This window comes from Pseudomonas sp. B5(2017) (assembly GCF_002112825.1).
Classification (GTDB): domain Bacteria; phylum Pseudomonadota; class Gammaproteobacteria; order Pseudomonadales; family Pseudomonadaceae; genus Aquipseudomonas; species Aquipseudomonas putida_Z.
On sequence record NZ_NEIR01000002.1, the window covers coordinates 484,888 to 510,461 of the forward strand.

23 protein-coding genes are annotated in these 25,574 nt (G+C 63.1%); 15 read left to right on the forward strand and 8 right to left on the reverse strand.

Going from position 1 to position 25,574, the window contains the following annotated elements; translation table 11 throughout:
* Positions 1–294: 294 nt before the first annotated feature.
* The 5 genes from CAG00_RS04940 to dksA form a co-directional block, all read right to left on the reverse strand.
* Positions 295–1,737, reverse strand: a complete 1,443-nt coding sequence (locus tag CAG00_RS04940; protein WP_013974271.1) for a sigma-54 dependent transcriptional regulator — start codon at positions 1,735–1,737, stop codon at positions 295–297.
* A 4-nt stretch (positions 1,738–1,741) separates the two neighbouring features.
* The gene (locus CAG00_RS04945) at positions 1,742–4,717 is read right to left on the reverse strand and encodes a sensor histidine kinase (protein ID WP_025340687.1); all 2,976 of its coding nucleotides are present in this window, start codon (positions 4,715–4,717) and stop codon (positions 1,742–1,744) included.
* A complete protein-coding gene (locus CAG00_RS27650; protein ID WP_003250005.1) occupies positions 4,701–4,877 on the reverse strand; it encodes a hypothetical protein in 177 nt (58 codons plus the stop codon). The genes CAG00_RS04945 and CAG00_RS27650 overlap by 17 nt, the downstream gene beginning before the upstream one ends.
* 245 nt (positions 4,878–5,122) lie before the next feature.
* Positions 5,123–6,010 carry a tRNA glutamyl-Q(34) synthetase GluQRS gene (gene gluQRS / locus CAG00_RS04950; protein ID WP_084785353.1) on the reverse strand — a complete coding sequence of 296 codons (888 nt, stop codon included), beginning with the start codon at positions 6,008–6,010 and terminating at the stop codon, positions 5,123–5,125.
* A 64-nt stretch (positions 6,011–6,074) separates the two neighbouring features.
* The gene (gene dksA, locus CAG00_RS04955) at positions 6,075–6,518 is read right to left on the reverse strand and encodes an RNA polymerase-binding protein DksA (RefSeq protein WP_025340685.1); all 444 of its coding nucleotides are present in this window, start codon (positions 6,516–6,518) and stop codon (positions 6,075–6,077) included.
* 210 nt (positions 6,519–6,728) lie between these two features.
* On the opposite strand from dksA, the gene CAG00_RS04960 reads away from it, so the two are divergent.
* Positions 6,729–7,901, forward strand: a complete 1,173-nt coding sequence (locus tag CAG00_RS04960) for a pyridoxal phosphate-dependent aminotransferase (RefSeq protein ID WP_075046415.1) — start codon at positions 6,729–6,731, stop codon at positions 7,899–7,901.
* Complete coding sequence (sfsA, locus tag CAG00_RS04965; RefSeq protein ID WP_085663619.1) at positions 7,901–8,614, forward strand: DNA/RNA nuclease SfsA; 714 nt, start codon at positions 7,901–7,903, stop codon at positions 8,612–8,614. The genes CAG00_RS04960 and sfsA overlap by 1 nt, the downstream gene beginning before the upstream one ends.
* Here sfsA and CAG00_RS04970 read toward each other — a convergent pair.
* Entirely contained in the window at positions 8,604–8,921 is a 318-nt protein-coding gene (locus CAG00_RS04970) for a Rieske (2Fe-2S) protein (protein WP_025340682.1), read from the reverse strand. The two genes, sfsA and CAG00_RS04970, sit on opposite strands and share 11 nt — an antisense overlap.
* A 148-nt stretch (positions 8,922–9,069) precedes the next feature.
* On the opposite strand from CAG00_RS04970, the gene CAG00_RS04975 reads away from it, so the two are divergent.
* The 4 genes from CAG00_RS04975 to CAG00_RS04995 all read left to right on the forward strand — a co-directional run bounded on the left by CAG00_RS04975 (position 9,070) and on the right by CAG00_RS04995 (position 12,804).
* On the forward strand, positions 9,070–9,954 hold the full coding sequence (locus CAG00_RS04975; RefSeq protein ID WP_085663620.1) for a hemin ABC transporter substrate-binding protein: 885 nt from the start codon (positions 9,070–9,072) through the stop codon (positions 9,952–9,954).
* A 50-nt stretch (positions 9,955–10,004) separates the two neighbouring features.
* Entirely contained in the window at positions 10,005–10,988 is a 984-nt protein-coding gene (locus tag CAG00_RS04980) for an iron ABC transporter permease (RefSeq protein WP_176240857.1), read from the forward strand.
* Positions 10,988–11,755, forward strand: coding sequence for a heme ABC transporter ATP-binding protein (locus tag CAG00_RS04985; RefSeq protein WP_085663621.1), 768 nt, complete (start codon positions 10,988–10,990; stop codon positions 11,753–11,755). Before CAG00_RS04980 ends, CAG00_RS04985 begins: the two co-directional genes overlap by 1 nt.
* A gap of 167 nt (positions 11,756–11,922) precedes the next feature.
* Complete coding sequence (locus CAG00_RS04995; RefSeq protein ID WP_085663623.1) at positions 11,923–12,804, forward strand: ChaN family lipoprotein; 882 nt, start codon at positions 11,923–11,925, stop codon at positions 12,802–12,804.
* A 179-nt stretch (positions 12,805–12,983) separates the two neighbouring features.
* Here the strand turns inward: CAG00_RS04995 and CAG00_RS05000 are convergent, their stop codons facing one another.
* Both CAG00_RS05000 and CAG00_RS05005 read right to left on the reverse strand, forming a co-directional pair.
* Positions 12,984–13,262: a TfoX/Sxy family protein gene (locus tag CAG00_RS05000; protein WP_013974260.1), complete on the reverse strand. Its 279-nt coding sequence runs from the start codon at positions 13,260–13,262 to the stop codon at positions 12,984–12,986.
* A 240-nt stretch (positions 13,263–13,502) separates the two neighbouring features.
* Positions 13,503–15,065: a bifunctional aminoglycoside phosphotransferase/ATP-binding protein gene (locus tag CAG00_RS05005; protein ID WP_085663624.1), complete on the reverse strand. Its 1,563-nt coding sequence runs from the start codon at positions 15,063–15,065 to the stop codon at positions 13,503–13,505.
* Between the two features lie 116 nt (positions 15,066–15,181).
* Here CAG00_RS05005 and mrcB point away from each other — a divergent pair, with 116 nt between their 5' ends.
* From mrcB to msrQ, 9 genes are all read left to right on the forward strand, one after another.
* The gene (gene mrcB, locus CAG00_RS05010) at positions 15,182–17,503 is read left to right on the forward strand and encodes a penicillin-binding protein 1B (protein WP_061551398.1); all 2,322 of its coding nucleotides are present in this window, start codon (positions 15,182–15,184) and stop codon (positions 17,501–17,503) included.
* Positions 17,504–17,518: 15 nt separating this feature from the next.
* The gene (locus tag CAG00_RS05015) at positions 17,519–18,337 is read left to right on the forward strand and encodes a tetratricopeptide repeat protein (protein ID WP_085663625.1); all 819 of its coding nucleotides are present in this window, start codon (positions 17,519–17,521) and stop codon (positions 18,335–18,337) included.
* Positions 18,337–18,669 carry a YqcC family protein gene (locus CAG00_RS05020; RefSeq protein ID WP_015271835.1) on the forward strand — a complete coding sequence of 111 codons (333 nt, stop codon included), beginning with the start codon at positions 18,337–18,339 and terminating at the stop codon, positions 18,667–18,669. The genes CAG00_RS05015 and CAG00_RS05020 overlap by 1 nt, the downstream gene beginning before the upstream one ends.
* Positions 18,670–19,077: 408 nt before the next feature.
* Positions 19,078–20,802: an acetolactate synthase 3 large subunit gene (locus tag CAG00_RS05025; RefSeq protein ID WP_015271834.1), complete on the forward strand. Its 1,725-nt coding sequence runs from the start codon at positions 19,078–19,080 to the stop codon at positions 20,800–20,802.
* Position 20,803: 1 nt separating this feature from the next.
* A complete protein-coding gene (gene ilvN / locus CAG00_RS05030; RefSeq protein WP_003250040.1) occupies positions 20,804–21,295 on the forward strand; it encodes an acetolactate synthase small subunit in 492 nt (163 codons plus the stop codon).
* A gap of 55 nt (positions 21,296–21,350) precedes the next feature.
* Positions 21,351–22,367, forward strand: a complete 1,017-nt coding sequence (ilvC, locus tag CAG00_RS05035) for a ketol-acid reductoisomerase (RefSeq protein ID WP_013974255.1) — start codon at positions 21,351–21,353, stop codon at positions 22,365–22,367.
* Positions 22,368–22,517: 150 nt separating this feature from the next.
* A complete protein-coding gene (pssA, locus tag CAG00_RS05040; protein ID WP_009685387.1) occupies positions 22,518–23,369 on the forward strand; it encodes a CDP-diacylglycerol--serine O-phosphatidyltransferase in 852 nt (283 codons plus the stop codon).
* 79 nt (positions 23,370–23,448) lie between these two features.
* Positions 23,449–24,462 (forward strand): protein-methionine-sulfoxide reductase catalytic subunit MsrP, encoded by a 1,014-nt coding sequence (gene msrP / locus CAG00_RS05045; protein ID WP_015271833.1) that lies wholly within the window; start codon positions 23,449–23,451, stop codon positions 24,460–24,462.
* On the forward strand, positions 24,462–25,073 hold the full coding sequence (gene msrQ / locus CAG00_RS05050; RefSeq protein WP_085663626.1) for a protein-methionine-sulfoxide reductase heme-binding subunit MsrQ: 612 nt from the start codon (positions 24,462–24,464) through the stop codon (positions 25,071–25,073). Before msrP ends, msrQ begins: the two co-directional genes overlap by 1 nt.
* Positions 25,074–25,574 lie beyond the last annotated feature (501 nt).

Sequence of the window (25,574 nt, forward strand, 5' to 3'; positions counted from 1 at the left end):
ATGGGTTGGAGGTGGTTAGCAGTTTTTCAGCGGTCGAAAATGTCGAAATTTCGTTACCGTACGCCTCGGGAACTGTTACGGCGGAAAGCTTGGGTAACAGATTTTTGCGGGGGCTGATGTGTTACCTGGGATGTGTGCGCTGGCTTTGCTGGCCCTTTCGCGGGCACGCCCGCTCCCACAGGGGTTGCACCACCCTTTAGGGCAGTGAAATTCCTGTGGGAGCGGGCGTGCCCGCGAAGAGGACGGAGAGGTTGTAGATAGGGGCAGGAGGAGCCTCCCGCCCAGGCAGCGCGGTTACTCGCTGGTAGCGTTGCTCTTGCGCCGCGGGATACCCAGGCGCTGGCGGCGTTCCCACAGGCACTTGCGGCTGACCCCGAGCTTGCGGGCCAGTTCGGTCTCGGTCATGTGGTCCTGGTGCTCGAGCACGAAGTGCTGGAAGTAGTCTTCCAGCGACAGGTCCTCGGTCGGCTCATGGCTGGCATTCGCCGAACTGGCCACGACCAGGGCGTTGTCGAGGATTTCGTCCTCCTCCAGGTCGCCCAGCTCGATGTCGATGCCCAGCAGGTCGGCGGAAATTTCTGCGCTCTCGCTGAGGATCACCGCGCGCTCAACGGCGTTTTCCAGCTCTCGCACGTTACCCGGCCAGCTGTAGTGACGAATGGCCTGCTCGGCTTCGGCCGAGAAGTGCAGGTCGTCGCGGCCGATGCGCGCGCTCTGGCGGGCGAGGAAGGCGCTGGCGATCTCGTTGACGTCGCTGCCGCGCTCGCGCAGGGCAGGCAGTTTCAGGGCGATCACGTGCAGGCGGTAATACAGGTCTTCACGGAACTGGCCGGCCTTGGCCAGGTTCTTCAGGTCGCGGTGGGTCGCGGCGATCAGGCGTACATCGACCTTTTGCGACTGTACCGAACCCACCCGGCGAATCTCGCCTTCCTGCAGCACGCGCAGCAGGCGCGCCTGGGCTTCCAGCGGCAGTTCGCCGATTTCGTCGAGGAACAGGGTACCGCCATCGGCAGCTTCCACCAGGCCAGCGCGCCCGGCGCTGGCGCCGGTGAACGCGCCTTTCTCGTGGCCGAACAGCTCGGACTCGATCAGTGTCTCGGGGATGGCTGCGCAGTTCACCGAAATCATTGGTGCCTTGGCCCGACGCGACAGGTTGTGCAGGGCGCGTGCGACCAGCTCTTTACCGGTGCCCGACTCGCCCTGGATCAGCACATTGGAGTCGGTGGGCGCGACCTTGCGGATCTTGCTGTACATGTCCTGCATTGGCGGGCACGAGCCGATGATGCCGATTTCGCCATTGGCGGCTGCCGCGCTGCCTTTGTCGGCCGGGGCGGCCTTGCCATTGGTGGCGCGTGGCTCGGCCGCCGGTGCGGCAGCTGGGGCGTTCTGCCGGTCGCGCAGGATACGCGCCACCGCTTGCAGCATCTCGTCGTGGTCGAAGGGCTTGGCGATGTAGTCCACCGCGCCCATTTTCATCGAGTCTACCGCCGAGCGCAGGCTGGCGTAGCTGGTCATGATCAGCACCGGGGTGCCCTGGCCGAGCTTGATCAGCTCGGTGCCGGGCGCGCCAGGCAGGCGCAGGTCGCTGACGATCAGGTCGAAGGTGGCAATGCTGAAGCGTTCCTGGGCTTCCTGCACCGAGCCGGCTTCGCTGACCTGGTACTGGTTCCGTTCGAGCAGGCGACGCAAGGCCGAGCGGATGATGGTTTCGTCTTCGACGATCAGAATGTGCGGCATTGATTCAATTCTCTCGACGGTCTCGAATTTCAGGGGACGTCGCTACGACATGCCGGGGCAGGGTCACGCGGATCCGGGTGCCACGTTGCCGTTCGATATCGGCCGGGCTGTCGATGGTGATTTGCCCATAATGCTCTTCCACGATGGAATAGACCAGAGCGAGCCCCAGTCCGGTTCCTTCGCCCGGGTCCTTGGTGGTGAAGAAGGGTTCGAACAGGCGGTCCATGATGTTCTTCGGGATCCCGCTGCCCTCATCCTCGACGATCAGGTCGACGGTGTGCTCGCTGACTTCGCTGCGCACGCGCACGGCGCTGCCGGGCGGCGAAGCGTCGCGGGCGTTGGAGAGCAGGTTGATCAGCACCTGGGCCAGGCGCTGCGGGTCCCCTTCGGCCCAGTGCTCCGGGTCGCAGAGGTTGAAGAACTGTACTTCGAAATTGCGCCGGTTCAACGCCAGCAGACCGATGGCGTCCTGCGCCACTTCGGCCAGGCATACCGGCTCTTCGCTGTTCTGGTGGCTGCCGCCGGCATGGGCGAAGCTCATCAGCGACTGGACGATGCGCGATACCCGCTTGGTCTGTTCGAGAATCTGGCTGGACAGCTCGATGATTTCGCCATCGCCCTCACGCTCCTCGCGCAGGTTCTGCGCCAGGCAGGCGATGCCGGTGATCGGGTTGCCGATCTCGTGCGCCACGCCGGCGGCCAGGCGGCCGATGCTGGCCAGGCGTTCGGAGTGCACCAGCTTGTCTTCCAGCGCCTGGGTTTCGGTAAGGTCCTCTACCAGCAGCACCAGTCCGCTGTTGCCCGGGGCCAGCGGCTCGTCGATGGCCGCCTTGTGCAGGTTCAGCCAGCGCGGCTGGCCGTCCAGCGCCAGGCGCTGCTTGTGCAGGTGCTCGTCGGGCACGTTGATGAAGCCTTGCAGCAGGCCGCGCCAGGGTTCGCTGATGGTGACCAGGCGCGAGCCGACCACGTGCTTGGCAGCGATGCCGGTGAGCTCTTCCATGGCCTTGTTCCACATCAGGATTTCCTGGTCCTTGGCCAGCGAGCAGACGCCCATGGGCAGTTCCTGCAGGGTCTGGCGGTGGTAGCGGCGCAGGGCGTCGAGCTCGGCGGCCAGGCCGGTCAGGCGCGAGTGGTAGTCTTCCAGGCGGCTTTCGATGAAGTGGATGTCCTCGGTCACGTAGTTCTCGTTACCGGACTTGTACGGCAGGAAGGTCTCGACCATGTCCTGGGCCACGCTCGGCCCCATCAGGCCGGACAGGTTGGCCTCGATACGGTCGCGCAGGCGGCGCAAGGCATAGGGGCGGCGCTCGTCGAATGGCAGGTAGAGGTCGCGCAGGGCCTGTTCCACTTCCTTCTGTGCGGCCTTGGCGCCCAGCGGCTTGGCCAGTTGGGTGGCGAACTCCTGTGGCGAGGCGGCGTGCAGTTCGCGGCGTTGCGGGCGGCGCACGTTGTCCACCGCGCAGGCTTCGGCGGCGCTGACCTCTTCGTTGCTGGCGTTGGTGAACAGCGAGATCAGGGTGAACAACAGCACGTTGGCCGCCAGCGAGGCGATGGCCGCCATGTGCCAGCTGGTGTCGTCCAGCACGTAGATCATGTCCAGCAGCGGGATGTAGAAGCCCTGCAGGTTGCCCAGCAGTGGCAGCAGCATGGTCACCATCCACACCAGGGTGCCGGCCAGCAGGCCGGCGATGAAGCCACGGCGGTTGGCAGTCGGCCAGTACAGTACCGACAGCACGCCCGGCAGGAACTGCAACGTGGCCACGAAGGCGACGATGCCCAGGTTGGCCAGGCTCTGATGGTTGTTCTGGGTCAGGTAGAACATGAACCCGGCGGTGATGATGGCGACGATCAGCGCGCGGCGGGTCCACTTCAGCCAGCGGTAGATGTTGCCTTCGGCCGGCGGCTGGTACAGCGGCAGCACCAGGTGGTTGAGGGCCATGCCCGACAGCGCCAGGGTGGTGACGATGATCAACCCGCTGGCGGCCGACAAACCGCCGACGTAGGCCAGCAGCGCAAGTGCCTGATTGTTGGCGGCAAGCCCCAGGCCCAGGGTGAAGTACTCGGGGTTGGTGGTGGCGCCCAGGCGCAGGCCGGCCCACAGCACCAGCGGCACGGCCAGGCTCATCAGCAGCAGGAACAGCGGCAGGCCCCAGCTGGCGCTGACCAGCGAGCGCGGGTTGAGGTTTTCGGTGAAGGCCATGTGGTACATGTGCGGCATGACGATGGCCGAGGCGAAGAACACCAGCAGCAGGGTGCGCCATGGGCCTTCCTGCAGTGGCGTATGCAGAGCCGCCAGGGCGGTCTGGTTCTGCAGCAGCCACACTTCCAGTTCGTGCGGGCCGCCGAACACGCCATACAGGGCGTACAGGCCGATACCGCCCAGGGCCAGCAGCTTGATCACCGACTCGAAGGCGATGGCGAACACCAGCCCTTCGTGCTTTTCGCGTGTGGCGATGTGCCGCGAGCCGAAGAAGATGGTGAAAAGGATGATCAGCGCACAGAAGGCGAAGGCCACCCGTGCCTTGACCGGTTCACCGGTGAGGATGCTGATCGAGTCGGCCACCGCCTGGATCTGCAGGGCCAGCAAGGGCAGCACGCCGATCAGCATGATGATGGTGGTCAGCGCCCCGGCCCAGGTGCTGCGGAAACGGAACGCCAGCAGGTCGGCCAGCGAGGAAAGCTGGTAGGTACGGGTGATCTTGAGGATCGGGTAAAGCAGCACCGGCGCCAGCAGGAACGCGCCGGACACCCCCAGGTAACAGGCAAGGAAGCCGTAGCCGTACTGGTAGGCCAGGCCCACCGAGCCATAGAAAGCCCAGGCACTGGCGTATACGCCCAGCGACAGGGTGTAGGTCAGCGGGTGGCGAATGATCGAGCGCGGGATCAACCCCCGCTCGCTGATCCAGGCCACGCCGAACAGCACCATGAGGTACGCGGCGCTGATCAGGATCATCTGGGTCAGGCTAAAGCTCATCGGCATCTCGTTGGCTCTGCAGGATGAAGGTGACGACGATCAGGATCAGCCAGAGCAGGTAAGGGCGATACCAGGCTCCGGTCGGTTCGATCCACCAGTCCATGATGGCCGGGGAGAACAGGTAGATCCCCACGACCAGAAGCAGGACCAAACGATAGATGTACATGCTGGCCTCGATGGTTGGGCGCTGCGGGCTTGGACTTATTATTGGCGCAAATGGCTGGGCGGATGCTAGCGGGAATCCATAGTGTTCGCCAAGAGGTTGAATTTATTGGGCTTTTGTTTTTGAGGGGTGGGTTGCCTGTGCCGGCCTCTTCGCGGGTGAACCCGCTCCCACAGGTAATGCGCTTTCCTCAGGTTTGGTGAGGACCCTGTGGGAGCGGGTTTACCCGCGAAAGGGCCGGGCCTGCCTCAGCGCAAATCAGCCTCTGGCACCGTGGTCCGCTGCGCAATCGCCTCGGGCCGCCACTGCTTGCGAGCTACCGCCAATACCTCCGCCGGCGTTGCCAGCAGCAACTCGGGGTCTGCTTCCTGCCCCAGCGCCCGCAGCGCCCGCAGCAACAGCGGTGTCGCCTGGTCCGCCTGCAGCGGCGGCGAGCGGTACGACTTGCCCAGCTTGTGCCCGTCCGGCTGCACGATCAGCGGAATATGCAGGTAACGCGGCTGCGAAAAGCCCAGCAACTCTTGCAGGTACAGCTGGCGCGGGGTGTTGTCGAGCAGGTCGGCCCCACGCACGATGTCGGTAACACCTTGCCAGGCATCGTCCAGTACCACCGCCAGCTGGTAGGCATACAGCCCGTCGCGGCGCTGGATGACGAAATCGCCCACTTCACGCCCCAGGTGCTGCTGGAACTCGCCCTGCACGCGGTCGGTAAAGCGGTAGATCAGCTCTGGCACGCGCAGGCGGATCGCCGCGCCTTCCCGAGCATGCCCGGCGTTGCGGCAAAGGCCCGGGTAGATGCCGTTGTAACCCTCAAGCTGCTTGCGCGAGCAGGTGCAGGCGTAGGCCAGGCCCATGTTGAACAGGCGGTCGACCACCGCGGCATAGGCATCGTGCCGCTGGCTCTGGAACACCACTTCGCCGTCCCACTCCAGGCCGTAGCGCTCCAGGGTCTGCAGGATCGCATCGCGAGCACCGGGCATTTCCCGAGGCGGGTCGGTGTCTTCCATGCGCAGCAGCCAGCGGCCGTTCACGGCGCGGGCATCGAGCCAGGAGGCGAGGGCTGCGACCAGCGAGCCGAAGTGCAGGAAGCCGCTGGGGGTGGGGGCGAAACGCCCGATGTAGCTTGATTCGGTCATGGTCAGGCTGGGCATATAAATGAAACGGGGCGCATGATGCGCCCCGTTCAGGTGGAAAGAAAGGTCAGCCTTTGCCGACCGTCTTTTCCTTTTTCTCGGCGATTTCCTTGCAGTCGAAGCACAGGTCGGCGGTAGGGCGGGCCTCCAGGCGACGCAGGCCGATCTCGATGCCGCACGATTCGCACCAGCCGTACTCGTCGGCCTTGATCTTGTCGAGGGTCTTGTCGATTTTCTTGATCAGCTTGCGCTCGCGATCGCGGTTGCGCAGCTCCAGGGCGAATTCTTCTTCCTGGCTGGCACGGTCGGCCGGGTCGGGGAAGTTGGCTGCCTCGTCCTTCATGTGGTCCACAGTGCGGTCGACACTGTTCATCAGCTCTTGCTTCCAGGCGCCGAGAAGCTTGGTGAAGTGCTTTTTCATGGGCTCGCCCATGTACTCTTCACCCTTGGTTTCTACGTAGGGCTCGACACCGTACATGGTCTGGGCTTTTTGCTTTTCTACGGTGGACATGAATAGACCGCCTCTCACTCATCTGATCCAATGCGCAGGCTGCTCCATCTCCGGCACCCGCCGGCCCTGCGACTGCGAGCCGCCGAACTTACCAGATAGATCGGGGGTGCGCTACCCCGCCCGATCCTGGTAATTGACAGCGGCGCGAGCCGCACGTTCGGTGGCGTGCAGAGGTAGAATCTCCAGTTTAGACCCAATTGAGAGAAGGTCATGGCCCACCCCTACAGTGCGCGCAGCCGCGCCATCGAACCCTTCCACGTCATGGCGCTGCTGGCCCGGGCCAACGAGCTGCAGGCGGCCGGACACGACGTGATCCACCTGGAAATCGGCGAGCCGGACTTCACCACGGCCGCGCCCATCGTTGCCGCCGGCCAGGCAGCATTGGCCGCCGGGCACACCCGCTACACCGCCGCACGCGGCCTGCCGGCACTGCGCGAAGCCATTGCCGGGTTCTATGGCCAGCGTTACGGCCTGAGTGTCGACCCTGAACGCATCCTCATCACCCCGGGTGGCTCCGGTGCGCTGCTGCTGGCCAGCAGCTTGCTGGTAGACCCAGGCAAGCACTGGCTGCTGGCCGACCCAGGCTACCCGTGCAACCGCCACTTCCTGCGCCTGGTCGAGGGCGGGGCGCAGCTGGTGCCGGTGGGCCCGGACGTGAATTACCAGCTGACTGCCGACCTTGTCGACCGCTACTGGGACAAGGACACGGTCGGAGCCCTGGTCGCCTCGCCGGCCAACCCGACCGGCACCGTGCTGGGGCGTGACGAGCTGGCCGGCCTGTCCCGCGCCACCCGCGAACGGCATGGCCACCTGGTGGTGGACGAGATCTACCACGGGCTGACCTATGGCATGGACGCACCCAGCGTGCTGGAAGTGGACGACTCGGCATTCGTCCTGAATAGTTTTTCCAAGTATTTCGGCATGACCGGTTGGCGCCTCGGCTGGCTGGTGGCGCCTCCTGGCGCGGTGGCCGACCTGGAGAAGCTGGCACAAAACCTGTACATCAGTGCGCCCAGCATGGCCCAGCACGCCGCGCTGGCGTGTTTCCAGCCCGAGACCCTGGCCATTTTCGAGGAGCGCCGGGCCGAGTTCGCCCGCCGCCGCGACTACCTGTTGCCTGCCCTGCGCGAACTGGGCTTCCGCATTGCCGTCGAGCCGCAGGGGGCGTTCTACCTGTATGCCGACATCAGTGCCTTTGGCGGTGACGCGTTCGCCTTCTGCCGGCACTTCCTGGAGACCGAGCACCTGGCCTTTACCCCGGGCCTGGACTTCGGCCGTCACCTGGCCGGCCACCATGTGCGCTTTGCCTACACCCAAAGCCTGCCGCGCCTGGAAGAGGCGGTACAACGGATCGCCCGCGGTCTGCGGAGCTGGCAAGGCTGATGCAATTCCATCCCCCACTCGAACAGGGACGCCTGCTGCGCCGCTACAAACGCTTTCTGGCGGATATCGAACTGCCCGGCGGCGAACAGCTGACCATCCACTGCCCGAACACCGGTTCCATGCTCAACTGCATGCGAGAAGGCGGGCAGGTGTGGTTCAGCCGCTCCAACGACCCCAAGCGCAAGCTCCCGGGCACCTGGGAAATCAGCGAAACCCCGCAGGGTCGGCTGGCCTGTGTGAATACCGGGCGGGCCAATACGCTGGTCGAAGAGGCCCTGCGTGCGGGCATCATCGCCGAACTGGCCGGCTTCAGCGCTCTAAGGCGTGAAGTGGCCTACGGCGAGGAAGGCAGCCGCATCGACTTTCGTCTGGAATTCGACGGTGCCCCGGCCTATGTCGAGGTCAAGAGCGTGACCCTGGGCTACCCAGACAGCACGGTCGCGGCCTTCCCTGATGCGGTGACCCAGCGCGGTGCCAAACACTTGCGCGAGCTGGCGAAGCTGTCCAGGCAGGGCGTGCGGGCGGTGCAGCTGTATTGCGTGAACCTGACCGGTATCGACGCGGTGCGCCCGGCCGAGGAAATCGATGCGGCCTATGCCCAGGCCCTGCGCGCGGCGGTGGCGGACGGGGTGGAGGTGCTGGCCTACGGCACGCGCCTGGACGCCGAAGGCATCGTCATCGACCGCCGCCTGCCGGTGCTGCTTACCCCTTGAACCAGATGCCCTGGCTGTCCTCGTGGCAGCCCAGGGCCTGCAGTTGCTCGCCCTCGCACGGCCCGGCCACGCATTCGCCGCTTTCGATCAGGAACAGCGCGCCATGATGGGCGCAGTGAATCAGGCTGGCGCTGTCATCGAGAAACGCATCTTCCGCCCAGTTCAGCGGGATGCTGCGGTGCGGGCAACGATTGCGGTAGAGGTACACCTGGCCCTGGCGGCGTACGCCGAACAGTTCGATGCCGTCTACGCTGAAGGCGCGGCTTTGGCCTTCGGCCAGGCCGTGGGAGGTACAAAGGAAGTGCATGGCAAGGACGACTCGTGAAACAAGTGGTGGCTTGACGCGTCAATGCGAATAATTATCAAATTGCCCGCATTCGCTGCGCCCGGCTGCTTATGGTGCGCAGTTCCGTCGCCCGCCACAAGGCGCGCGGCCCGCCTGCAGAAGGAACCCGATGATGCGCCGTCCCGTCGCCTTGCTCGCCCTGTGCGCGAGCCTTGTGCTCTCCACCCAGGCCCTGGCGGTCGAGCTGCCGCAGCGTTGGGTCAGCGCTGGTGGTGCACTGAGCGAATGGATCAGCGCGCTGGGTGGTGAAGCGCGGTTGGTGGGGGTGGACACCACCAGCCAGCATCCGCCATCGCTGAAGTCACTGCCCAGTGTCGGCTACCAGCGGCAGCTGTCTGCGGAAGGCATTCTCAGCCTGCGCCCGGATGTGCTGGTGGGCACCGAGGAAATGGGGCCGCCACCGGTACTGGCGCAAATCCGCAAGGCTGGCGTGCGGGTCGAACTGTTCTCCAGCAAGGCCGAACTGGCGGCGGTGGATGAAAACCTCAAGCGCCTGGGGCAGTTGCTGGGCGCAGAACAGCAGGCCGCGGTCTTGGCGTCGGGCTACCACCAGCAGCTCGATGCCTTGCAGGCCAAGGTCAGGCAGGCCCGGGCGGAGCAGAAGGCGCCAGGGGTGTTGCTGCTAGTCGGGCATGCCGGGGCCAAGCCGCTGATCGCCGGGCAGGGTACCGCCGGTGACTGGCTGCTGAGCCAGGCAGGCGGGCGCAACCTGGCAGAACATCAGGGCTACAAGAATTTCTCCAGCGAAGCACTGGCGGCGCTGGACCCGGATGTGATCGTGTTTTCCGACCGGGCGCTGGCCGATGAGCAGGCCTTGCAGGCGTTGCTGAAAGAAAACCCCGCGCTGGCGGCCTCGCGCGCTGTGCGCGAGAAACGCCTGGTATCGCTTGACCCGACGCTGTTGGTCGGTGGGCTCGGGCCACGCCTGCCGGCAACACTGCAGTTGCTTGCGGCCACCTTCTATCCGGCTGCCAAGGCCGGCCTCGCCCAATGAAACAGCGGGTCCAGCCACGCACGCTGTTCGTTTGCCTGAGCCTGTTGTGCCTGTTGGCGGTGTGGTTGTCATTGGCCCTGGGGCCGGTCAGCCTGCCGCTGTTCGATACCCTGCGTGCCGGCCTGCGCCTGCTGGGGCTGCCCATTGCCGCCGACGGCCTGCAGCAGGCCGAGATGATCCTCGGCCAGATCCGCTTGCCGCGCACCTTGCTGGGGTTGGCGGTGGGCGCGGTGCTGGCGTTGTCCGGTGTGGCCATGCAGGGGCTGTTCCGTAACCCGCTGGCCGACCCCGGGCTGGTAGGGGTTGCCGCCGGGGCGGCGGTGGGCGCGGCGGTGGCCATCGTTGGCGGCAGTTGGCTGGGCGGCATGCCGGAGGTGCTTGCCCCTTACCTGTTGTCGCTGTGTGCTTTCATCGGCGGGCTGGGCGTGACTGCGCTGGTCTATCGTCTGGGGCGGCGCGACGGCCAGACCAACGTCGCCACGATGCTGCTGGCCGGTGTGGCCATGACCGCGTTGGGCGGTGCTGCCGTGGGGCTGTTCTCCTACCTGGCCGACGACGCCACGCTGCGCACGCTGACGTTCTGGAACCTGGGCAGCCTCAATGGTGCCAGTTACCAGCGGCTGTGGCCGTTGCTGCTGGTGGCTGCGGGCGTGGCAGTGTGGCTGCCACGCCGGGCCAAGGCGTTGAATGCCATGCTGCTGGGTGAGTCGGAGGCGCGCCACCTGGGCATCGATGTGGAGCGGCTCAAGCGCGAGCTGGTGTTCTGCACGGCGCTGGGCGTGGGTGCGGCGGTGGCGGCTGCCGGGTTGATCGGTTTCATCGGCCTGGTGGTACCGCACCTGGTGCGCTTGCTGGCCGGGCCTGATCACCGTGTGGTGCTGCCAGCTTCGTTGTTGGCGGGCGGTGTGCTGATGCTGTTCGCCGATTTGGCGGCGCGGCTGCTGCTGGCGCCTGCCGAGCTGCCGATCGGTATCGTCACGGCCTTTATCGGTGCACCGTTTTTCCTGTTCCTGCTGATACGAGGGCGCAGCTGATGTTGCAAGCCGAGGGCCTGTACTTGCGGCGGGGCAGCAACGAAGTGCTGCATGACATTCATTTGCAGCTGAGCCCGGGGCAGGTGGTGGGCGTGCTCGGCCCCAACGGTGCCGGCAAGAGCAGCCTGCTGGGTGTACTGTGTGGTGAGCTGGCGCCTGATCGCGGATGGGTGACGCTACAGGGCAGGCCGCTGGCCAACTGGGCCGGGCAGGAACGGGCCAGGCGCCTGGCGGTGTTGCCGCAGGTGTCTAGCCTGGGGTTCTCGTTCCGGGTCGAGGAAGTGGTGGGCATGGGGCGCATGCCCCATGGCACCGGGCAGCGGCGCGATGCGGAAATCGTCGAAGCGGCCTTGCGGGCGGCGGATGCCTGGCACCTGGTGGAGCGCAGTTACCTGGCGTTGTCTGGCGGCGAGCGGCAACGGGTGCACCTGGCTCGTGTACTGGCGCAGCTGTGGCCGGGCGAAGCGGGTAGCACGCTGCTGCTCGACGAGCCAACCTCGATGCTCGACCCGTTGCACCAGCACACCACCCTGGAAGCCGTGCGCCGCTTTGCCGACCGTGGCGCCGCGGTGCTGGTGATCCTGCATGACCTGAACCTGGCGGCGCGCTACTGTGACCGTATCCTGCTGCTGGAGCAGGGGCGCTGCCATGCCTTTGCCACACCTGAAGCAGTGCTGACGCCGGCGGCGTTGAGGGCGGTATATGGGATCGATGTACTGGTACAGGCGCACCCGGAGCGTGGGCATCCGCTGATCATCACCCGCTAACGCCGGCGCGATCTTTGTAGGGGCGGCCTTGTGTCGCGAAAGGGCTGCAGGGCAGCCCCGGCAATTTGTGCATCACTGCTGAAAATCTGGGGCCGCTTTGCGGCCCTTTCGCGACACAAGGCCGCTCCTACAAGGGCTCGTGCAGGCCATGAATGGAGGTACTGCCCATGCGACATCCGCTGCTGTCCGCTTTCTCGCTGTGCCTGGTGCTGGTACTGGGTGGCTGCCAGGCCAGCCTGCCACCGCTGCCCGCCTGGCAGAGCAGTGAGGGGCGCAGCCATGCCGAGCTGGGGCATATCGTCGATCTTGCCAATGGCCAGCTGATCAGCCCTGAGCAACTGGTGCAGCGCCTGTCTGCCGCCCCCCGGGTGCTGGTCGGCGAGAAGCACGACAACCCCGACCATCACGCACTGCAGCTGTGGCTGCTGCGCGCCCTGCAAGGCCAACGTGTGCAGGGCAGCCTGCTGCTGGAAATGCTGCAGCCCGAGCAGCAACCGCTGCTGGACAAGCTTGCGGGGCAACCTTTGCCGGCAGACCTGTCCAAGGCCCTGGCATGGCAGGACGGCTGGGATTGGCAGCTGTACGGGCCAATCGTGACTGAGGCTTTGCAGCAGCGGATGCCTGTGCTGGCCGCCAACCTCTCGCCCGGCGAGATGCGCCAGGCCTATCGACAGCCTGCTTCGTTACCGGGCGAACGCTCCAATGCGCCGACGGTCAAGGCCGCCTTGCTGGAGCATGTGCGTGCCGGGCATTGCGGGATGCTGCCAGAAAGCCAGTTGCCGGCGATGCTGGCCGTGCAGCAGCAACGCGACCGGCGCATGGCCGAGCGCTTGCTGGCGGCGCCGCAGCCGGCACTGCTGCTGGCTGGGGCTTATCACGTGCGCAAGGACCTGGGTGTACCGTTGCACCTGGCTGACCTGCAAGCGCAGGGGGAGAGCAAGGTACTGCGGTTGGCAGAGGTCGGTGAGCAGGTCGAGGCAGGCGAGGCTGATTTTGTGTGGTACACGGCAGCGATGCCGGAGCAGGACTATTGCGCGCAACTGCGGTGACAGGGCTGCAAAGAGGCAAAAAAAGACCCGGCAAATTGCCGGGTCAATAACCGTGATTAGCCTGATGAGGAGATAATCTGAGAGTCCGAACCAGGGGCTCTTAGCTTATCCAACCAGTCTCGCGACCAGTTGTGATAATCATAACGATTCTCATTTCGTCGTCAATCCCCTTCCTGAAATTATTTCTGATTTTTTTGCGCGGGGCTTTTCGCATCCAGTTGTTGGTTGAGCGCTTCTTTGCGCTCCAGCGGCAGATCGTTCCAGTGCATGTCCAGCAGGGCGCCTTCAATGGCATACAACAGCACCTTCGATGCGCGGAACCCTCGTGTCTTCACGGCCTGGTACGCACCCACCGCGCCCAGGCGGCGCAGATCCGATGCACTGTGGATGCCGGCTGCATGCAGCCACTGCGCAGAGGTCTTGCCAAGGTTCTTCAGATGCTGCAATTCATCGTTCATCGAGCCTCCTTGCGATGGCTGAACGGGGATTGGGGGATAAATCGCGAGCAGGTCAGAGAGGAGTGTAGCGGGGGATGGGAAATGCGCGGCCTTTTGCCATAGGGGGCGACGAGATGTCCTGTGCCGGCCTCTTCGCGGGTAAACCCGCTCCCACAAGGTTATCTGCAAGCCTCACGACTGACGCAGTACCTGTGGGAGCGGGTTCACCCGCGAATAGGCCGGCCCAGGAAAACGCTGACCTTACAGCCCAGGCAAGCGCTGGCGAATCTGCTCGATCACCTGGTCCATGCTCCCGGCACTCTGGGTATCGACGCGGGTGCTCTGCACCAGCTCTTGCGCACTCAGCGGCTCACGGCTGGCTTGCTGGGCCTTGACCACTTCCAGGGTGGCATCTGACGGGTCGGTGTTTTCTGCCCGGCGCTGCTCCAGCCAGCTGGCGATGACCGCATCCGGCGCATGGCAGTCGAGGATCAGGAATGGCACGCCGGTCTGGCTGGCGATGTCCGCCGCGGCCTGGCGCTGATCACGCTTGAGGTAGGTGGCATCCAGCACTACCGGGAAGCCGGCTCGCAGCACGGTCGCCGCCACCTCGTGCAGGCGCTGGTAGGTCGCGACACTGGCGTCCTGGTCATAGATGCCGGTACTTAGCTGGCCAGCGTCAGCCTGCTGCTGGTCGCCGAACAGGCGTTTGCGCTCCACATCCGAACGCACGCGGACGGCACCCAGGGCCTCGACCATGCGCATGGCGACGTGGCTTTTGCCCACTGCCGAAACACCGTGGGTAATGGCCAGCAGGCGCGACGGGATGGCGCTGTAGCTTTCTGCCAGGTTGGCATAGTTGCGGTAGGTGCGCAGGGTGGTGGCGCGCTGCACGCCATCGGCATCGGCTGGCATGCTGAACAGTGCAACCTTGGCCCGCACCAGCGCGCGGTAGGCTTTGTAGAAGTTGAGCAGTTCCAGGCCTTCGTAGTCGCCGGTCAGTTCCAGGTACTGGCTGATGAAGCGGCGGGCCAGGCATTTCAGGCCGCGGTCTTCCAGGTCCATGGCCAGGAAGCCGGTGTCGGCATATACGTCAGTCAGACGGAACGGTTCGTTGAACTCGATGCAGTCGAAGATCACCACCTTGCCGTCGATCAGGGTGGCGTTGCCCAGGTGGATGTCACCGTGGCATTCACGGATGAAACCATTGGCCTTGCGCTTTTCCAGCAGGCCATGCAGGCGCTCGAAGCTGCTGCGTGCCCAGGCCTGCAGGGCGTCGAGTTGCTGCAGGTCGGCCTTGTCGCTGAGGAACGGGCGAATCTGCTCGAAGTTCTGTTCCACCGGCGCCATCACGCTGTCCGGCGTGCCGAGCGGGTGCTCCACCGGAACGCGTGGGGCCTGCAGGTGGAACTCGGCGATCTGCCGGGCCATCTGGTCGATGTGCGCGGCGTTCAGTTCGCCATTGGCCTGCAGGGTGTTGAGCATCTGCCCCTGGGGGAACTGGCGCATCTTCAGCACGTACTCGATGGCTTCGCCTTCACCACCGATCTGCGGCGCGTCGACGCTACCGGTGATCGGCAACACTTCCAGGTACAGGCCGTCGGTCAGGCGCTGGTTCAGGCGCAATTCTTCGTTACAGAAATGCTGGCGCTGGTCCAGGCTGGTGAAGTCGAGGAAGCCGAAGTTCATCGGCTTCTTGATCTTGTAGGCATACTCGCCAGTGAGCAGGACCCAGGAGATATGCGTCTCGATGAGCTGGAACCCATCCACGGGGTGAGGGTACAGGGCGGGGTTCTGCAACGCAGTGATAAGGGCTTGGCTCACGGGAAATCCTTCCGGGGGCAGGGAATTCGAATGCGCCATTATGGTCAATGGTGCCGTCCCTGCCTACCGCCGGGGGCGTCTGCCCAGCCTTTATAAAGTGCGTATAATCCGCCGCCATGACCCGAACCCGAAATCCCCGTACCCCTCAGAAACGCCCGACCGGCCGCTCCCGCGCCTGGCTGGGCTGGGCTTTGAAGCTCAGCCTGGTCGGCCTGGTGATCGTTGCCGGCTTCGCGGTTTACCTCGATGCTGTCGTCCAGGAAAAGTTTTCCGGCAAGCGCTGGACCATCCCGGCCAAGGTGTATGCCCGGCCGCTGGAGCTGTTCTCCGGCCAGAAGCTGAGCAAGAACGACTTCCTCACCGAGCTGGACGCGCTCGGCTACCGGCGTGAAAGCGCGGCCAACGGCCCGGGCGCGGCGGCAGTCAACGGCAACACCGTCGAGCTCAATACCCGCGGCTTCCAGTTTTACGAGGGCATGGAGCCGGCGCAGTTCGTGCGTGTGCGCTTCTCCGGCGATTACGTGGCGGGCCTTTCCGGCGCCAACGGCAAGACGCTCGACGTAGTGCGCCTGGAGCCGCTGATGATCGGTGGCATATACCCGAAAAACCTCGAAGACCGCATCCTGATCAAGATCGACCAGGTACCGCCGTACCTGCTCGAAACCCTGGTGGCGACGGAAGACCGCGATTTCTACAGCCACTTCGGGGTGTCGCCCAAGTCCATCGCCCGGGCCATGTGGGTCAACACCTCGGCAGGTTCCATGCGCCAGGGTGGCAGTACCCTGACCCAGCAGCTGGTGAAGAATTTCTACCTCACCAGCGAGCGCAGCCTCAGCCGCAAGCTGACCGAGGCGATGATGGCCGTACTGCTGGAGCTGCACTACGACAAGCGCGAGATCCTCGAGGCCTACCTCAACGAGGTGTTCGTCGGCCAGGATGGCCAGCGTGCGGTGCACGGCTTCGGCCTCGCCAGCCAGTTCTTCTTCAGCCAACCGCTGTCGGAGCTGAAACTGCACCAGATCGCCTTGCTGGTGGGCATGGTCAAGGGGCCGTCCTACTACAACCCGCGTCGCTATCCGGACCGCGCCCTGGCCCGCCGCAACCTGGTGCTCGACCTGGTGGCCGAGCAGGGCGTGGCCAGCCAGGCCGAAGTCGATGCAGCGAAGAAGATGCCGCTGGGCGTGACCAAGCGCGGCAGCCTGGCCGACAGCTCGTTCCCGGCATTCCTCGACCTGGTCAAGCGCCAGCTGCGCCAGGACTACCGCGATGAAGACTTGACCGAAGAAGGCCTGCGCATCTTCACCAGCTTCGACCCGATCCTGCAGATGAAGGCCGAAACCTCGATGAGCGAGACCTTCAAGCGCCTCGCGGGGCGCAAGGGGGCGGACGAGGTTGAGTCGGCGATGGTCGTGACCAATCCGGAAACCGGTGAGGTGCAGGCGCTTATCGGCAGCCGCCAGGCCGGCTTCGCCGGCTTCAACCGCGCCATTGATGCCGTGCGGCCGATCGGTTCGCTGGTCAAGCCGGCGGTGTACCTGACCGCGCTGGAACAACCGACCAAGTACACCTTGACCAGTTGGGTGCAGGACGAGCCGTTCTCGGTCAAAGGTGCCGACGGCCAGGTCTGGCGCCCGCAGAACTACGATCGTCGCCCGCATGGCACCATCTACCTGTACCAGGGGCTGGCCAACTCCTACAACCTGTCGACTGCCAAGATCGGCCTGGAAGTGGGTGTGCCCAACGTGATCAAGACCATTGGCCGGCTGGGAGTGAACGTTGACTGGCCAGCCTTCCCGGCCATGCTGCTGGGTGCCGGTGGCATGTCGCCAATGCAGGTCGCGACGATGTACCAGACCATCGCCAACGGCGGCTTCAATACCCCGATGCGCGGTATCCGCAGCGTGCTCACCGCCGAGGGCGAGCCGCTAAAACGCTACCCGTTCCAGATCCAGCAAACCTTCGACCCGGGGGCTATCTACCTGGTGCAGAACGCCATGCAGCGGGTGATGCGCGAAGGCACCGGCCGCTCGGTGTACAACACTTTGCCGCGCAATCTCACCCTGGCGGGCAAGACCGGCACCAGTAACGATTCGCGCGACAGCTGGTTCTCCGGGTTCAGCCAGGACCTGCTGGCCGTGGTATGGATGGGGCGTGACGACAACGGCAAGACGCCATTTACTGGTGCTACCGGCGCCCTGCAGGTGTGGACCAGCTTCATGAAGAAGGCCGACCCGCTGCCGCTGGACATGCCGCAACCGGACAACGTGGTGCAGGCCTGGATTGACCCGTACAGTGGCCATGGGTCTGATGGCAGCTGTCCGGGAGCGGTGCAGATGCCGTATATTCGCGGGAGTGAACCGCCCGCCGGCGCGACCTGCGGCGGCGAGCAGGATCCAGTTGAATCGGTCATGGACTGGGTCAAGGGCTGGATGAATTAAGCACAGGCTGCATTGATGAGGTGTGACGTGAACAAGTGGCTGTTTCCTGCCGTGACGGCGCTGGCTGTGCTCCAGGGGTGCGCCAGCGTCCCGCGCGGCAATATTCCGGTGGTCGACTCGAGCACCCGGGTGTCCAACAGCGAACGCGTGACGGCCAATCGCTCTGCGGGTGGCTATAACGCGGGTACCGCGCAGGCTCAAACGCTGCCTGAAGACTCCGGCGTGACCGTGATGATCCCGCAGGGCGCTGGCGCTTCGGGCATCCAGACGTTCCCGGCGGCCAATGGCGCGGCGCCAATCAGCACCTCGCCGATTACCCCGGGGCCGATCACCCCAGGCCCAATTACCACTGGGCCGGTCAGTTCGGCACCAATGACCACCAATCCCAACCCGATCGCCGACGAACCCTTCGACATCGCGGCGATGAACAGCGCCCCGCAAAGCACCAGCGCGCCAACCGGTATTCCGCGTAGCGGTGCTGCTACCGGTGGCCTGTCGGCCGACGAGCAGCTGGACGGCCCGGTGCTGGCGCTGCTGACCACCGCGAAGACCCAGCAGGGCAGCGGTGACTTCAACGGTGCCGCATCGAGCCTGGAGCGTGCTCAGCGCATTGCCCCGCGCGAGCCGCAGGTACTGTACCGTCTGGCCCAGGTACGCCTGTCGCAAGGTGATGCACCGCAGGCCGAGCAGTTGGCGCGTCGTGCTTTGACTTACGCCAACGGCCGCCCGAGCCTGCAGGCCGAGCTGTGGAACACCATCGCCCAGGCCCGCGAGAAGCAGGGTGACAGCGCTGGTGCCGCACTGGCCCGGCAAAAGGCACGGGTCAATTCGTGATGATCGAGCAGCGCATTCTGGATGTTGCCGACCACCTGCTGCTGATCGAACGAGAGTTGCAGGTGCAAGGCTGGTGGGATGACGAGCCGCCAAGCGATGAGGCACTGGCCAGTACGGTGCCTTTCGCAGTCGATACCCTCAGTTTCGAGCAGTGGCTCCAATGGATCTTCCTGCCGCGGATGAAGATCATCATCGAGCTGGGCCACCCGCTGCCTAGTGCGTCCGGCATCCTGGTAATGGCTGAAACGGTATTTACCGACCGGCCAGAGCAAAGTCGTGAGCTACGCCGCCTGTTGGCAGCATTTGACCAATTGATTGCTCCTTCCGCCTGATTTCTTCAGTTTTTCCTTCAAGGGCCGCAGATTGTGGCCCTTTTTTGTGGAAATCTTATTTATTCTGCTGCTGAAGCGATTTTTAGTGGTGGCAGGAATTCATCTTGGGGAAAAATTGGCAATAATTTTTCTTGACTTGTTGGCGCCGAATCAGAAGAATCCAATCTCCGCTGTAGAGGGACTGCCAGAAGCAGACCCGCTAAGCAGATCATGAGGCGCACACCCGCGCCGACCTGTTACACCCCGCAACGCGTTACCTCGCGCTGGGTGGGAAAACCCCGCAACACTCTGGGGCGCTCCCAATACTTGCTCAGTCAGTGCTGACGTTCGCTCATGCTCTGCTTGGCAGTAAACCTATTAAGACCCGTCCAGTGAGGGCGGTATTCTGGCGTTTTAGAGGTGAACAACGTGGAGCTTTTATCTGGCGCTGAGATGGTCGTCCGCTTCTTGCGTGACGAAGGCGTTAAGCACATCTACGGGTACCCTGGTGGTGCTCTCCTGCATGTTTACGACGCGCTGTTCAAGGAACCGGAAGTCGAGCACATCCTGGTTCGTCATGAGCAGGCAGCTACCCATATGGCGGACGGCTACGCCCGCGCCACCGGCAAGGCCGGCGTGGTGCTGGTAACCTCCGGCCCGGGCGCGACCAATGCCATTACCGGTATTGCCACCGCCTACATGGATTCGATTCCGATGGTCATCCTGTCCGGCCAGGTGCCTAGCACCATGGTGGGTACCGATGCCTTCCAGGAAACCGACATGATCGGTATTTCGCGGCCGATCGTGAAGCACAGCTTCATGATCAAACATGCCAGCGAAATCCCCGAAGTTCTGAAAAAAGCTTTCTACCTGGCGCAATCCGGTCGCCCAGGTCCGGTCGTGGTCGACATTCCAAAAGATATGACCAACCCGGCCGAGAAGTTCGAATACGTCTATCCGAAAAAGGTCAAGCTGCGCTCCTATAGCCCAGCGGTACGCGGCCACTCCGGCCAGATCCGCAAGGCTGCAGAGATGCTGCTGGCGGCCAAGCGCCCGATCGTCTACTCCGGTGGCGGCGTGATCCTCGGTGGTGGCTCCGAAGCCCTGACCGAAATCGCCAAGTCGCTGAACCTGCCGGTCACCAATACCCTGATGGGTCTGGGTGGCTTCCCGGGTACCGACCGCCAGTTCCTCGGCATGCTCGGCATGCACGGCAGCTTCACTGCCAACATGGCCATGCATCATGCCGACGTCATCTTCGCCGTCGGTGCCCGTTTCGACGACCGCGTGGTCAACGGCCCGGCCAAGTTCTGCCCGAATGCCAAGATCATCCATATCGACATCGACCCGGCGTCGATCTCCAAGATGATCAAGGCCGACGTGCCGATCGTCGGCCCGGTCGACAGCGTGCTCAGCGAAATGCTCGGCATCCTCAAGGAAATCGGCGAGCAGCCTGACAAGGCGGCGCTGGATGCCTGGTGGAAGCAGATCGACGAATGGCGTGGCAATGGCGAGCTGTTCCCTTACGACAAGGGTGACGGCAATGTCATCAAGCCGCAGAAAGTCATCGAGACTCTGTGCGAAGTGACCAATGGCGATGCCTTCGTCACCTCCGACGTGGGTCAGCACCAGATGTTCGCGGCGCAGTACTACCGCTTCAACAAGCCGAACCGCTGGATCAACTCCGGTGGCCTGGGCACCATGGGCTTCGGTTTCCCGGCGGCGATGGGCGTCAAGCTCAACTTCCCGGACCAGGACGTGGCCTGCGTGACCGGCGAAGGCAGCATCCAGATGAATATCCAGGAGCTGTCCACCTGCATGCAGTACGGCCTGCCGGTGAAGATCGTCAACCTGAACAACGGTGTGTTGGGCATGGTCCGTCAGTGGCAGGACATGGCCTACAACGGTCGTCACTCGCACTCGTACGTCGAGTCGCTGCCTGACTTCATCAAGCTGGCCGAGGCCTATGGCCATGTGGGTATCCGCATCACCAGCCTGAAGGACCTCAAGCCGAAGCTGGAAGAAGCGTTTGCGATGAAGGACCGCCTGGTGTTCATCGACATCGCGGTTGACCGCAGTGAGCACGTCTATCCGATGCAGATCAAGGATGGCTCGATGCGTGACATGTGGCTGAGCAAGACGGAGCGTACCTGATATGCGGCACATCATCTCCCTGCTGCTGGAAAACGAACCAGGTGCGTTGTCCCGCGTGGTCGGCCTGTTCTCCCAGCGTAACTACAACATTGAAAGCCTGACCGTGGCGCCGACCGAAGACCCGACCCTGTCGCGTCTGACGCTGACCACCGTTGGCCATGACGAAGTGATCGAACAGATCACCAAGAACCTGAACAAGCTGGTCGAAGTGGTCAAGCTCGTCGACCTGTCGGAAAGCGCTCACATCGAGCGTGAACTGATGCTGGTCAAGGTCAAGGCCACCGGTGCCCAGCGCGCCGAGATCAAGCGCACCACGGATATCTTCCGTGGCCAGATCGTCGATGTGACTGCCAGCGTGTACACCGTGCAGCTGAGCGGCACCAGCGACAAACTGGACAGCTTCATCCAGGCGATCGGCACTGCATCGATTCTCGAAACCGTGCGCAGCGGCGTTACCGGCATTGCCCGTGGCGACAAAGTGCTCAGCATCTAAATTCAAAAATTAGCGATGGCTCCGCAGGGGCCGAGATATAACCAGGGGTATTTTCATGAAAGTTTTCTACGATAAAGACTGCGACCTTTCCATCATTCAGGGTAAGAAAGTCGCCATCATCGGTTACGGTTCCCAGGGCCACGCTCAGGCGTGCAACCTGAAGGACTCCGGTGTGGATGTCACCATCGGTCTGCGTAAAGGTTCGGCCACCGTTGCCAAGGCAGAAGCCCACGGCCTGAAAGTGACCGACGTTGCCTCTGCCGTCGCTGCTGCCGACCTGGTCATGATCCTGACCCCGGACGAGTTCCAGGGCCAACTGTACAAGCAGGAAATCGAGCCGAACATCAAGAAGGGCGCTACCCTGGCCTTCTCCCACGGCTTCTCGATCCACTACAACCAGGTTGTCCCACGTGCCGACCTCGACGTGATCATGATCGCGCCGAAGGCCCCGGGCCACACCGTTCGCTCCGAGTTCGTCAAGGGCGGCGGTATCCCTGACCTGATCGCTATCTACCAGGACGCCTCGGGCAACGCCAAGAATGTCGCCCTGTCGTACGCTTCGGGCGTAGGCGGCGGCCGTACCGGCATCATCGAAACCACCTTCAAGGACGAGACCGAAACGGACCTGTTCGGTGAGCAGGCTGTTCTGTGTGGCGGTACTGTCGAGCTGGTCAAGGCCGGTTTCGAAACCTTGGTTGAAGCTGGCTACGCGCCGGAAATGGCCTACTTCGAGTGCCTGCACGAGCTGAAGCTGATCGTTGACCTCATGTACGAAGGCGGCATCGCCAACATGAACTACTCGATCTCCAACAACGCCGAGTACGGTGAGTACGTAACCGGTCCGGAAGTCATCAACGAAGAATCCCGCAAGGCCATGCGCAACGCCCTGAAGCGCATCCAGGACGGCGAGTACGCGAAGATGTTCATCTCCGAAGGTGCTACCAACTACCCATCGATGACCGCCAAGCGCCGCAACAACGCCGCTCACGGCATCGAAATCATCGGCGAGCAACTGCGCTCGATGATGCCGTGGATCTCGGCTAACAAAATCGTCGACAAGACCAAGAACTAAGTCTTATCGAAAGATGAAAAACGCGGCTTCGGCCGCGTTTTTTCGTTCTGACAGTCAGCTTCTGGTATAAAGCAGACCAGTGGCCTGCCGTCAGAACCTGTTTTGCAGGCCCGTGTCGAACATTTTCCATCCTGTTGCAAGGTACCCTCCATGAGCGAACGTCCCGAAGAGCCGAACAAGCCCTCCGACGCCGAAAGCCTGCTACCTGTCGATGAGCACGTTGAAGAAGGGCATGACGCCGAAGGGCGCAAGGTGCGCCATCGTGGCATCTATCTGCTGCCCAACCTGTTTACCACCGCCAACCTGTTTGCCGGTTTCTATTCCATCATCAGCTCGATGAGCGCGCAGAGCGCCCTGAGCGCCGGTGACCCGCGCGAGGCGAGCAAGTACTTTGCCTTCGCTGCCATCGCGATCTTCGTGGCCATGGTGCTCGACGGCCTGGATGGCCGTGTCGCGCGCATGACCAACACACAGAGCGCCTTTGGTGCCGAGTACGACTCACTGTCGGACATGGTTGCCTTTGGTGTCGCTCCGGCCTTGCTGGCCTTTGGCTGGGCGCTGGGCGACATGGGCAAGGTTGGCTGGATGGTTGCCTTCATCTATGTGGCCGGTGCAGCACTGCGCCTGGCACGCTTCAATACCCAGGTCGGCACCGCCGACAAGCGCTACTTCATCGGCCTTGCCAGTCCTGCTGCTGCGGGTGTGGTCGCGGGTACCGTGTGGGCGTTCAGCGACTACGGCATCCAGGGCTCCAAGCTGTCGTTCCTGGTGGCGCTGCTGGTGGCTGCTGCCGGAATGCTGATGGTCAGCAACATCAAGTACAACAGCTTCAAGGAGCTGGACCTGAAGGGGCGTGTGCCGTTCGTGGCTATCCTGGCCGTGGTGCTGGTGTTTGCCGTGGTGTTCAGCGACCCGCCGCGTATCCTGCTGCTGATCTTCCTCGCCTATGCGGCTTCGGGCCCGATTCAGTTCCTGCTGAAGTCACGCCGTCGCAAAGCGTGACAATCATTTAATGCTGGAATAACCCGCCGGCTCCATAGTCTTACTGGTACATCCGTTATCCAGTGCTGTGGAGCCGCTCATGCTCATCAAGCTTCCCAGGTCTTCCGAGTGCAAGGCGTCGGAGATCACCCCCGAAGGCATCTACCTCTCCCGTCGTACCCTGCTGGGTGGCTCGTTGGCTGGCCTGGCCTTGGGCGCTTTGCCGAGCATGGCGCGCGCAGCTGAAGCCAGCCGTTACGCCGATGTCGAGGCGGGCAGGGCGCCTGGTTGGTTCAATGAAAAGCTCGCAGCTACCCGATGGCAGGCAGTAACGGTCAAGGGTGAGGCAATCACGCCGTTCAAGGATGCTACCCACTACAACAACTTCTACGAGTTCGGGCCTGACAAGGGCGACCCGGCGGCCAATGGCGACAGCCTGAAGACCGAACCTTGGAGCGTTGTGGTCGATGGCGAAGTGGGTAAGCCCGGCCGCTATGCGCTGGAGGACTTCGTCAAACCGTACCAGCTCGAGGAGCGCATCTACCGGCTGCGGTGCGTGGAGGCGTGGTCGATGGTCATTCCGTGGCTGGGCTTCCCGTTGGCGCAGGTGCTCAAGCAGGTCGAGCCGACATCCAAGGCACGTTATGTGCGCTTCGAAACCCTGAAAGACCCGGAGCACATGCCGGGGCAGCGTTCGGGTTTTGCCTTGATCGACTGGCCTTATAGAGAAGGCTTGCGCCTGGATGAGGCAATGCATCCTTTAGCGATCCTGGCGGTCGGGATGTATGGCCGGGAGCTGCCCAACCAGAATGGCGCGCCGTTGCGGCTGGTGGTGCCGTGGAAGTATGGCTTCAAGAGCATCAAGTCGATCGTGCGTATCAGCCTGGTGGCGGAGCAGCCGGGCACCACCTGGGAAGGGCTGGCGCCGGATGAATATGGGTTCTATGCCAATGTGAACCCGACGGTCGACCACCCCCGTTGGAGCCAGGCGCGTGAACGGCGGCTGCCCAGCGGGCTGTTCAGTCCCAATGTGCGGGAAACCCAGATGTTCAATGGCTATGCCGATGAAGTGGCGTCGCTGTATACCGGGCTTGATCTGCGGAAGAACTATTGATGCGTTACCCCTGGTTTCGTCTGGCCATTTTCATCGTGGGATGCCTGTTCCCAGTCTGGTGGTTGTATGAGGCGGCGATGAATCTGCTAGGGCCTGATCCCGGAAAGATCATGATGGACCGGCTTGGGCTCGGGGCGTTGACCTTTCTGCTGGTTACCTTGGGCATGACGCCGCTGCAGAAGCTGACGGGATGGTCGGGCTGGATCGTGGTGCGCCGGCAGTTGGGGTTGTGGGTGTTTGCCTATATCGTGCTGCACGTCCTGGCTTACCTGTTCTTTATCCTTGGGCTGGACTGGGGGCAGCTGGCGGTTGAGCTGCGCAAGCGGCCTTACATTATTGTGGGTGCGCTTGGGTTTCTTGGGCTGCTGGCCCTGGCGGTTACCTCGAATCGGTATAGCCAGCGGCGGTTGGGTGCGCGTTGGAAGAAGCTGCACCGGTTGGTGTACGTGATACTTGGGTTGGGGTTGCTGCATTTCTTGTGGATCGTGCGCTCGGATCTGCGGGAGTGGGCAATCTATGCGGTTATTGGGGCAGTGTTGATGGTGTTGCGGGTTCCCGCGGTTTCGCGGGTGCTGCCCAGGGTTGGTCGGAGGCAGGGGAGGGTTGTCTGAGCGATTATTTCAATTTCTTGAAATTAAAGGTTGACGCCCTCTCGAATCCCCTTATAATGCGCCCCACTTCCAGCGACGCCGGAACGACAAACTCCTTGATTTTCAAAGAGTTAGATAGTTGAAGCGAAGTTGAAAGGGCTACGATCGAATGATCGGCAGCGGTTGAGATGATGGTTGACAGCGCTTCTAAACGCTGTATGATTCGCCTCCCGCTACGAGAGATCGCAGTGAGTCAAGTGTTTGAAGCTAAACGAGTTTCTCGCAAAAAACTTCAAAATAAACGCTTGACAGCAAATGAGGAAAGCGTAGAATGCGCGCCTCGGTTGAGACGAAACGCTCTTAACCAAACGCTCTTTAACAAATCGAATCAAGCAATTCGTGTGGGTGCTTGTGAGTACGGACTGATAGTCACAAAGATTATCAGCATCACAAGTGGCCATGCGAGAAATCACATAGTCATTTGAGATTGCTGAGCCAAGTTTAGGGTTTCTTAAAAACCCA

What these genes read in the sequence shown, in the direction of transcription:
- dksA (WP_025340685.1), bottom strand. Translation starts at nt 6,518, where the DNA reads ATGTCCACCGTAGAAAAGCAAAAAGCCCAGACCATGTACGGTGTCGAG.
- CAG00_RS05020 (WP_015271835.1), top strand. Translation starts at nt 18,337, where the DNA reads ATGATCGAGCAGCGCATTCTGGATGTTGCCGACCACCTGCTGCTGATC.
- pssA (WP_009685387.1), top strand. Translation starts at nt 22,518, where the DNA reads ATGAGCGAACGTCCCGAAGAGCCGAACAAGCCCTCCGACGCCGAAAGC.
- CAG00_RS04995 (WP_085663623.1), top strand. Translation starts at nt 11,923, where the DNA reads ATGCGACATCCGCTGCTGTCCGCTTTCTCGCTGTGCCTGGTGCTGGTA.
- CAG00_RS04975 (WP_085663620.1), top strand. Translation starts at nt 9,070, where the DNA reads ATGATGCGCCGTCCCGTCGCCTTGCTCGCCCTGTGCGCGAGCCTTGTG.
- CAG00_RS04970 (WP_025340682.1), bottom strand. Translation starts at nt 8,921, where the DNA reads ATGCACTTCCTTTGTACCTCCCACGGCCTGGCCGAAGGCCAAAGCCGC.
- msrP (WP_015271833.1), top strand. Translation starts at nt 23,449, where the DNA reads ATGCTCATCAAGCTTCCCAGGTCTTCCGAGTGCAAGGCGTCGGAGATC.
- msrQ (WP_085663626.1), top strand. Translation starts at nt 24,462, where the DNA reads ATGCGTTACCCCTGGTTTCGTCTGGCCATTTTCATCGTGGGATGCCTG.
- ilvC (WP_013974255.1), top strand. Translation starts at nt 21,351, where the DNA reads ATGAAAGTTTTCTACGATAAAGACTGCGACCTTTCCATCATTCAGGGT.
- CAG00_RS05015 (WP_085663625.1), top strand. Translation starts at nt 17,519, where the DNA reads ATGAGGTGTGACGTGAACAAGTGGCTGTTTCCTGCCGTGACGGCGCTG.
- sfsA (WP_085663619.1), top strand. Translation starts at nt 7,901, where the DNA reads ATGCAATTCCATCCCCCACTCGAACAGGGACGCCTGCTGCGCCGCTAC.
- CAG00_RS04945 (WP_025340687.1), bottom strand. Translation starts at nt 4,717, where the DNA reads ATGCCGATGAGCTTTAGCCTGACCCAGATGATCCTGATCAGCGCCGCG.
- CAG00_RS04985 (WP_085663621.1), top strand. Translation starts at nt 10,988, where the DNA reads ATGTTGCAAGCCGAGGGCCTGTACTTGCGGCGGGGCAGCAACGAAGTG.
- ilvN (WP_003250040.1), top strand. Translation starts at nt 20,804, where the DNA reads ATGCGGCACATCATCTCCCTGCTGCTGGAAAACGAACCAGGTGCGTTG.
- CAG00_RS05000 (WP_013974260.1), bottom strand. Translation starts at nt 13,262, where the DNA reads ATGAACGATGAATTGCAGCATCTGAAGAACCTTGGCAAGACCTCTGCG.
- CAG00_RS04940 (WP_013974271.1), bottom strand. Translation starts at nt 1,737, where the DNA reads ATGCCGCACATTCTGATCGTCGAAGACGAAACCATCATCCGCTCGGCC.
- gluQRS (WP_084785353.1), bottom strand. Translation starts at nt 6,010, where the DNA reads ATGACCGAATCAAGCTACATCGGGCGTTTCGCCCCCACCCCCAGCGGC.
- mrcB (WP_061551398.1), top strand. Translation starts at nt 15,182, where the DNA reads ATGACCCGAACCCGAAATCCCCGTACCCCTCAGAAACGCCCGACCGGC.
- CAG00_RS27650 (WP_003250005.1), bottom strand. Translation starts at nt 4,877, where the DNA reads ATGTACATCTATCGTTTGGTCCTGCTTCTGGTCGTGGGGATCTACCTG.
- CAG00_RS04960 (WP_075046415.1), top strand. Translation starts at nt 6,729, where the DNA reads ATGGCCCACCCCTACAGTGCGCGCAGCCGCGCCATCGAACCCTTCCAC.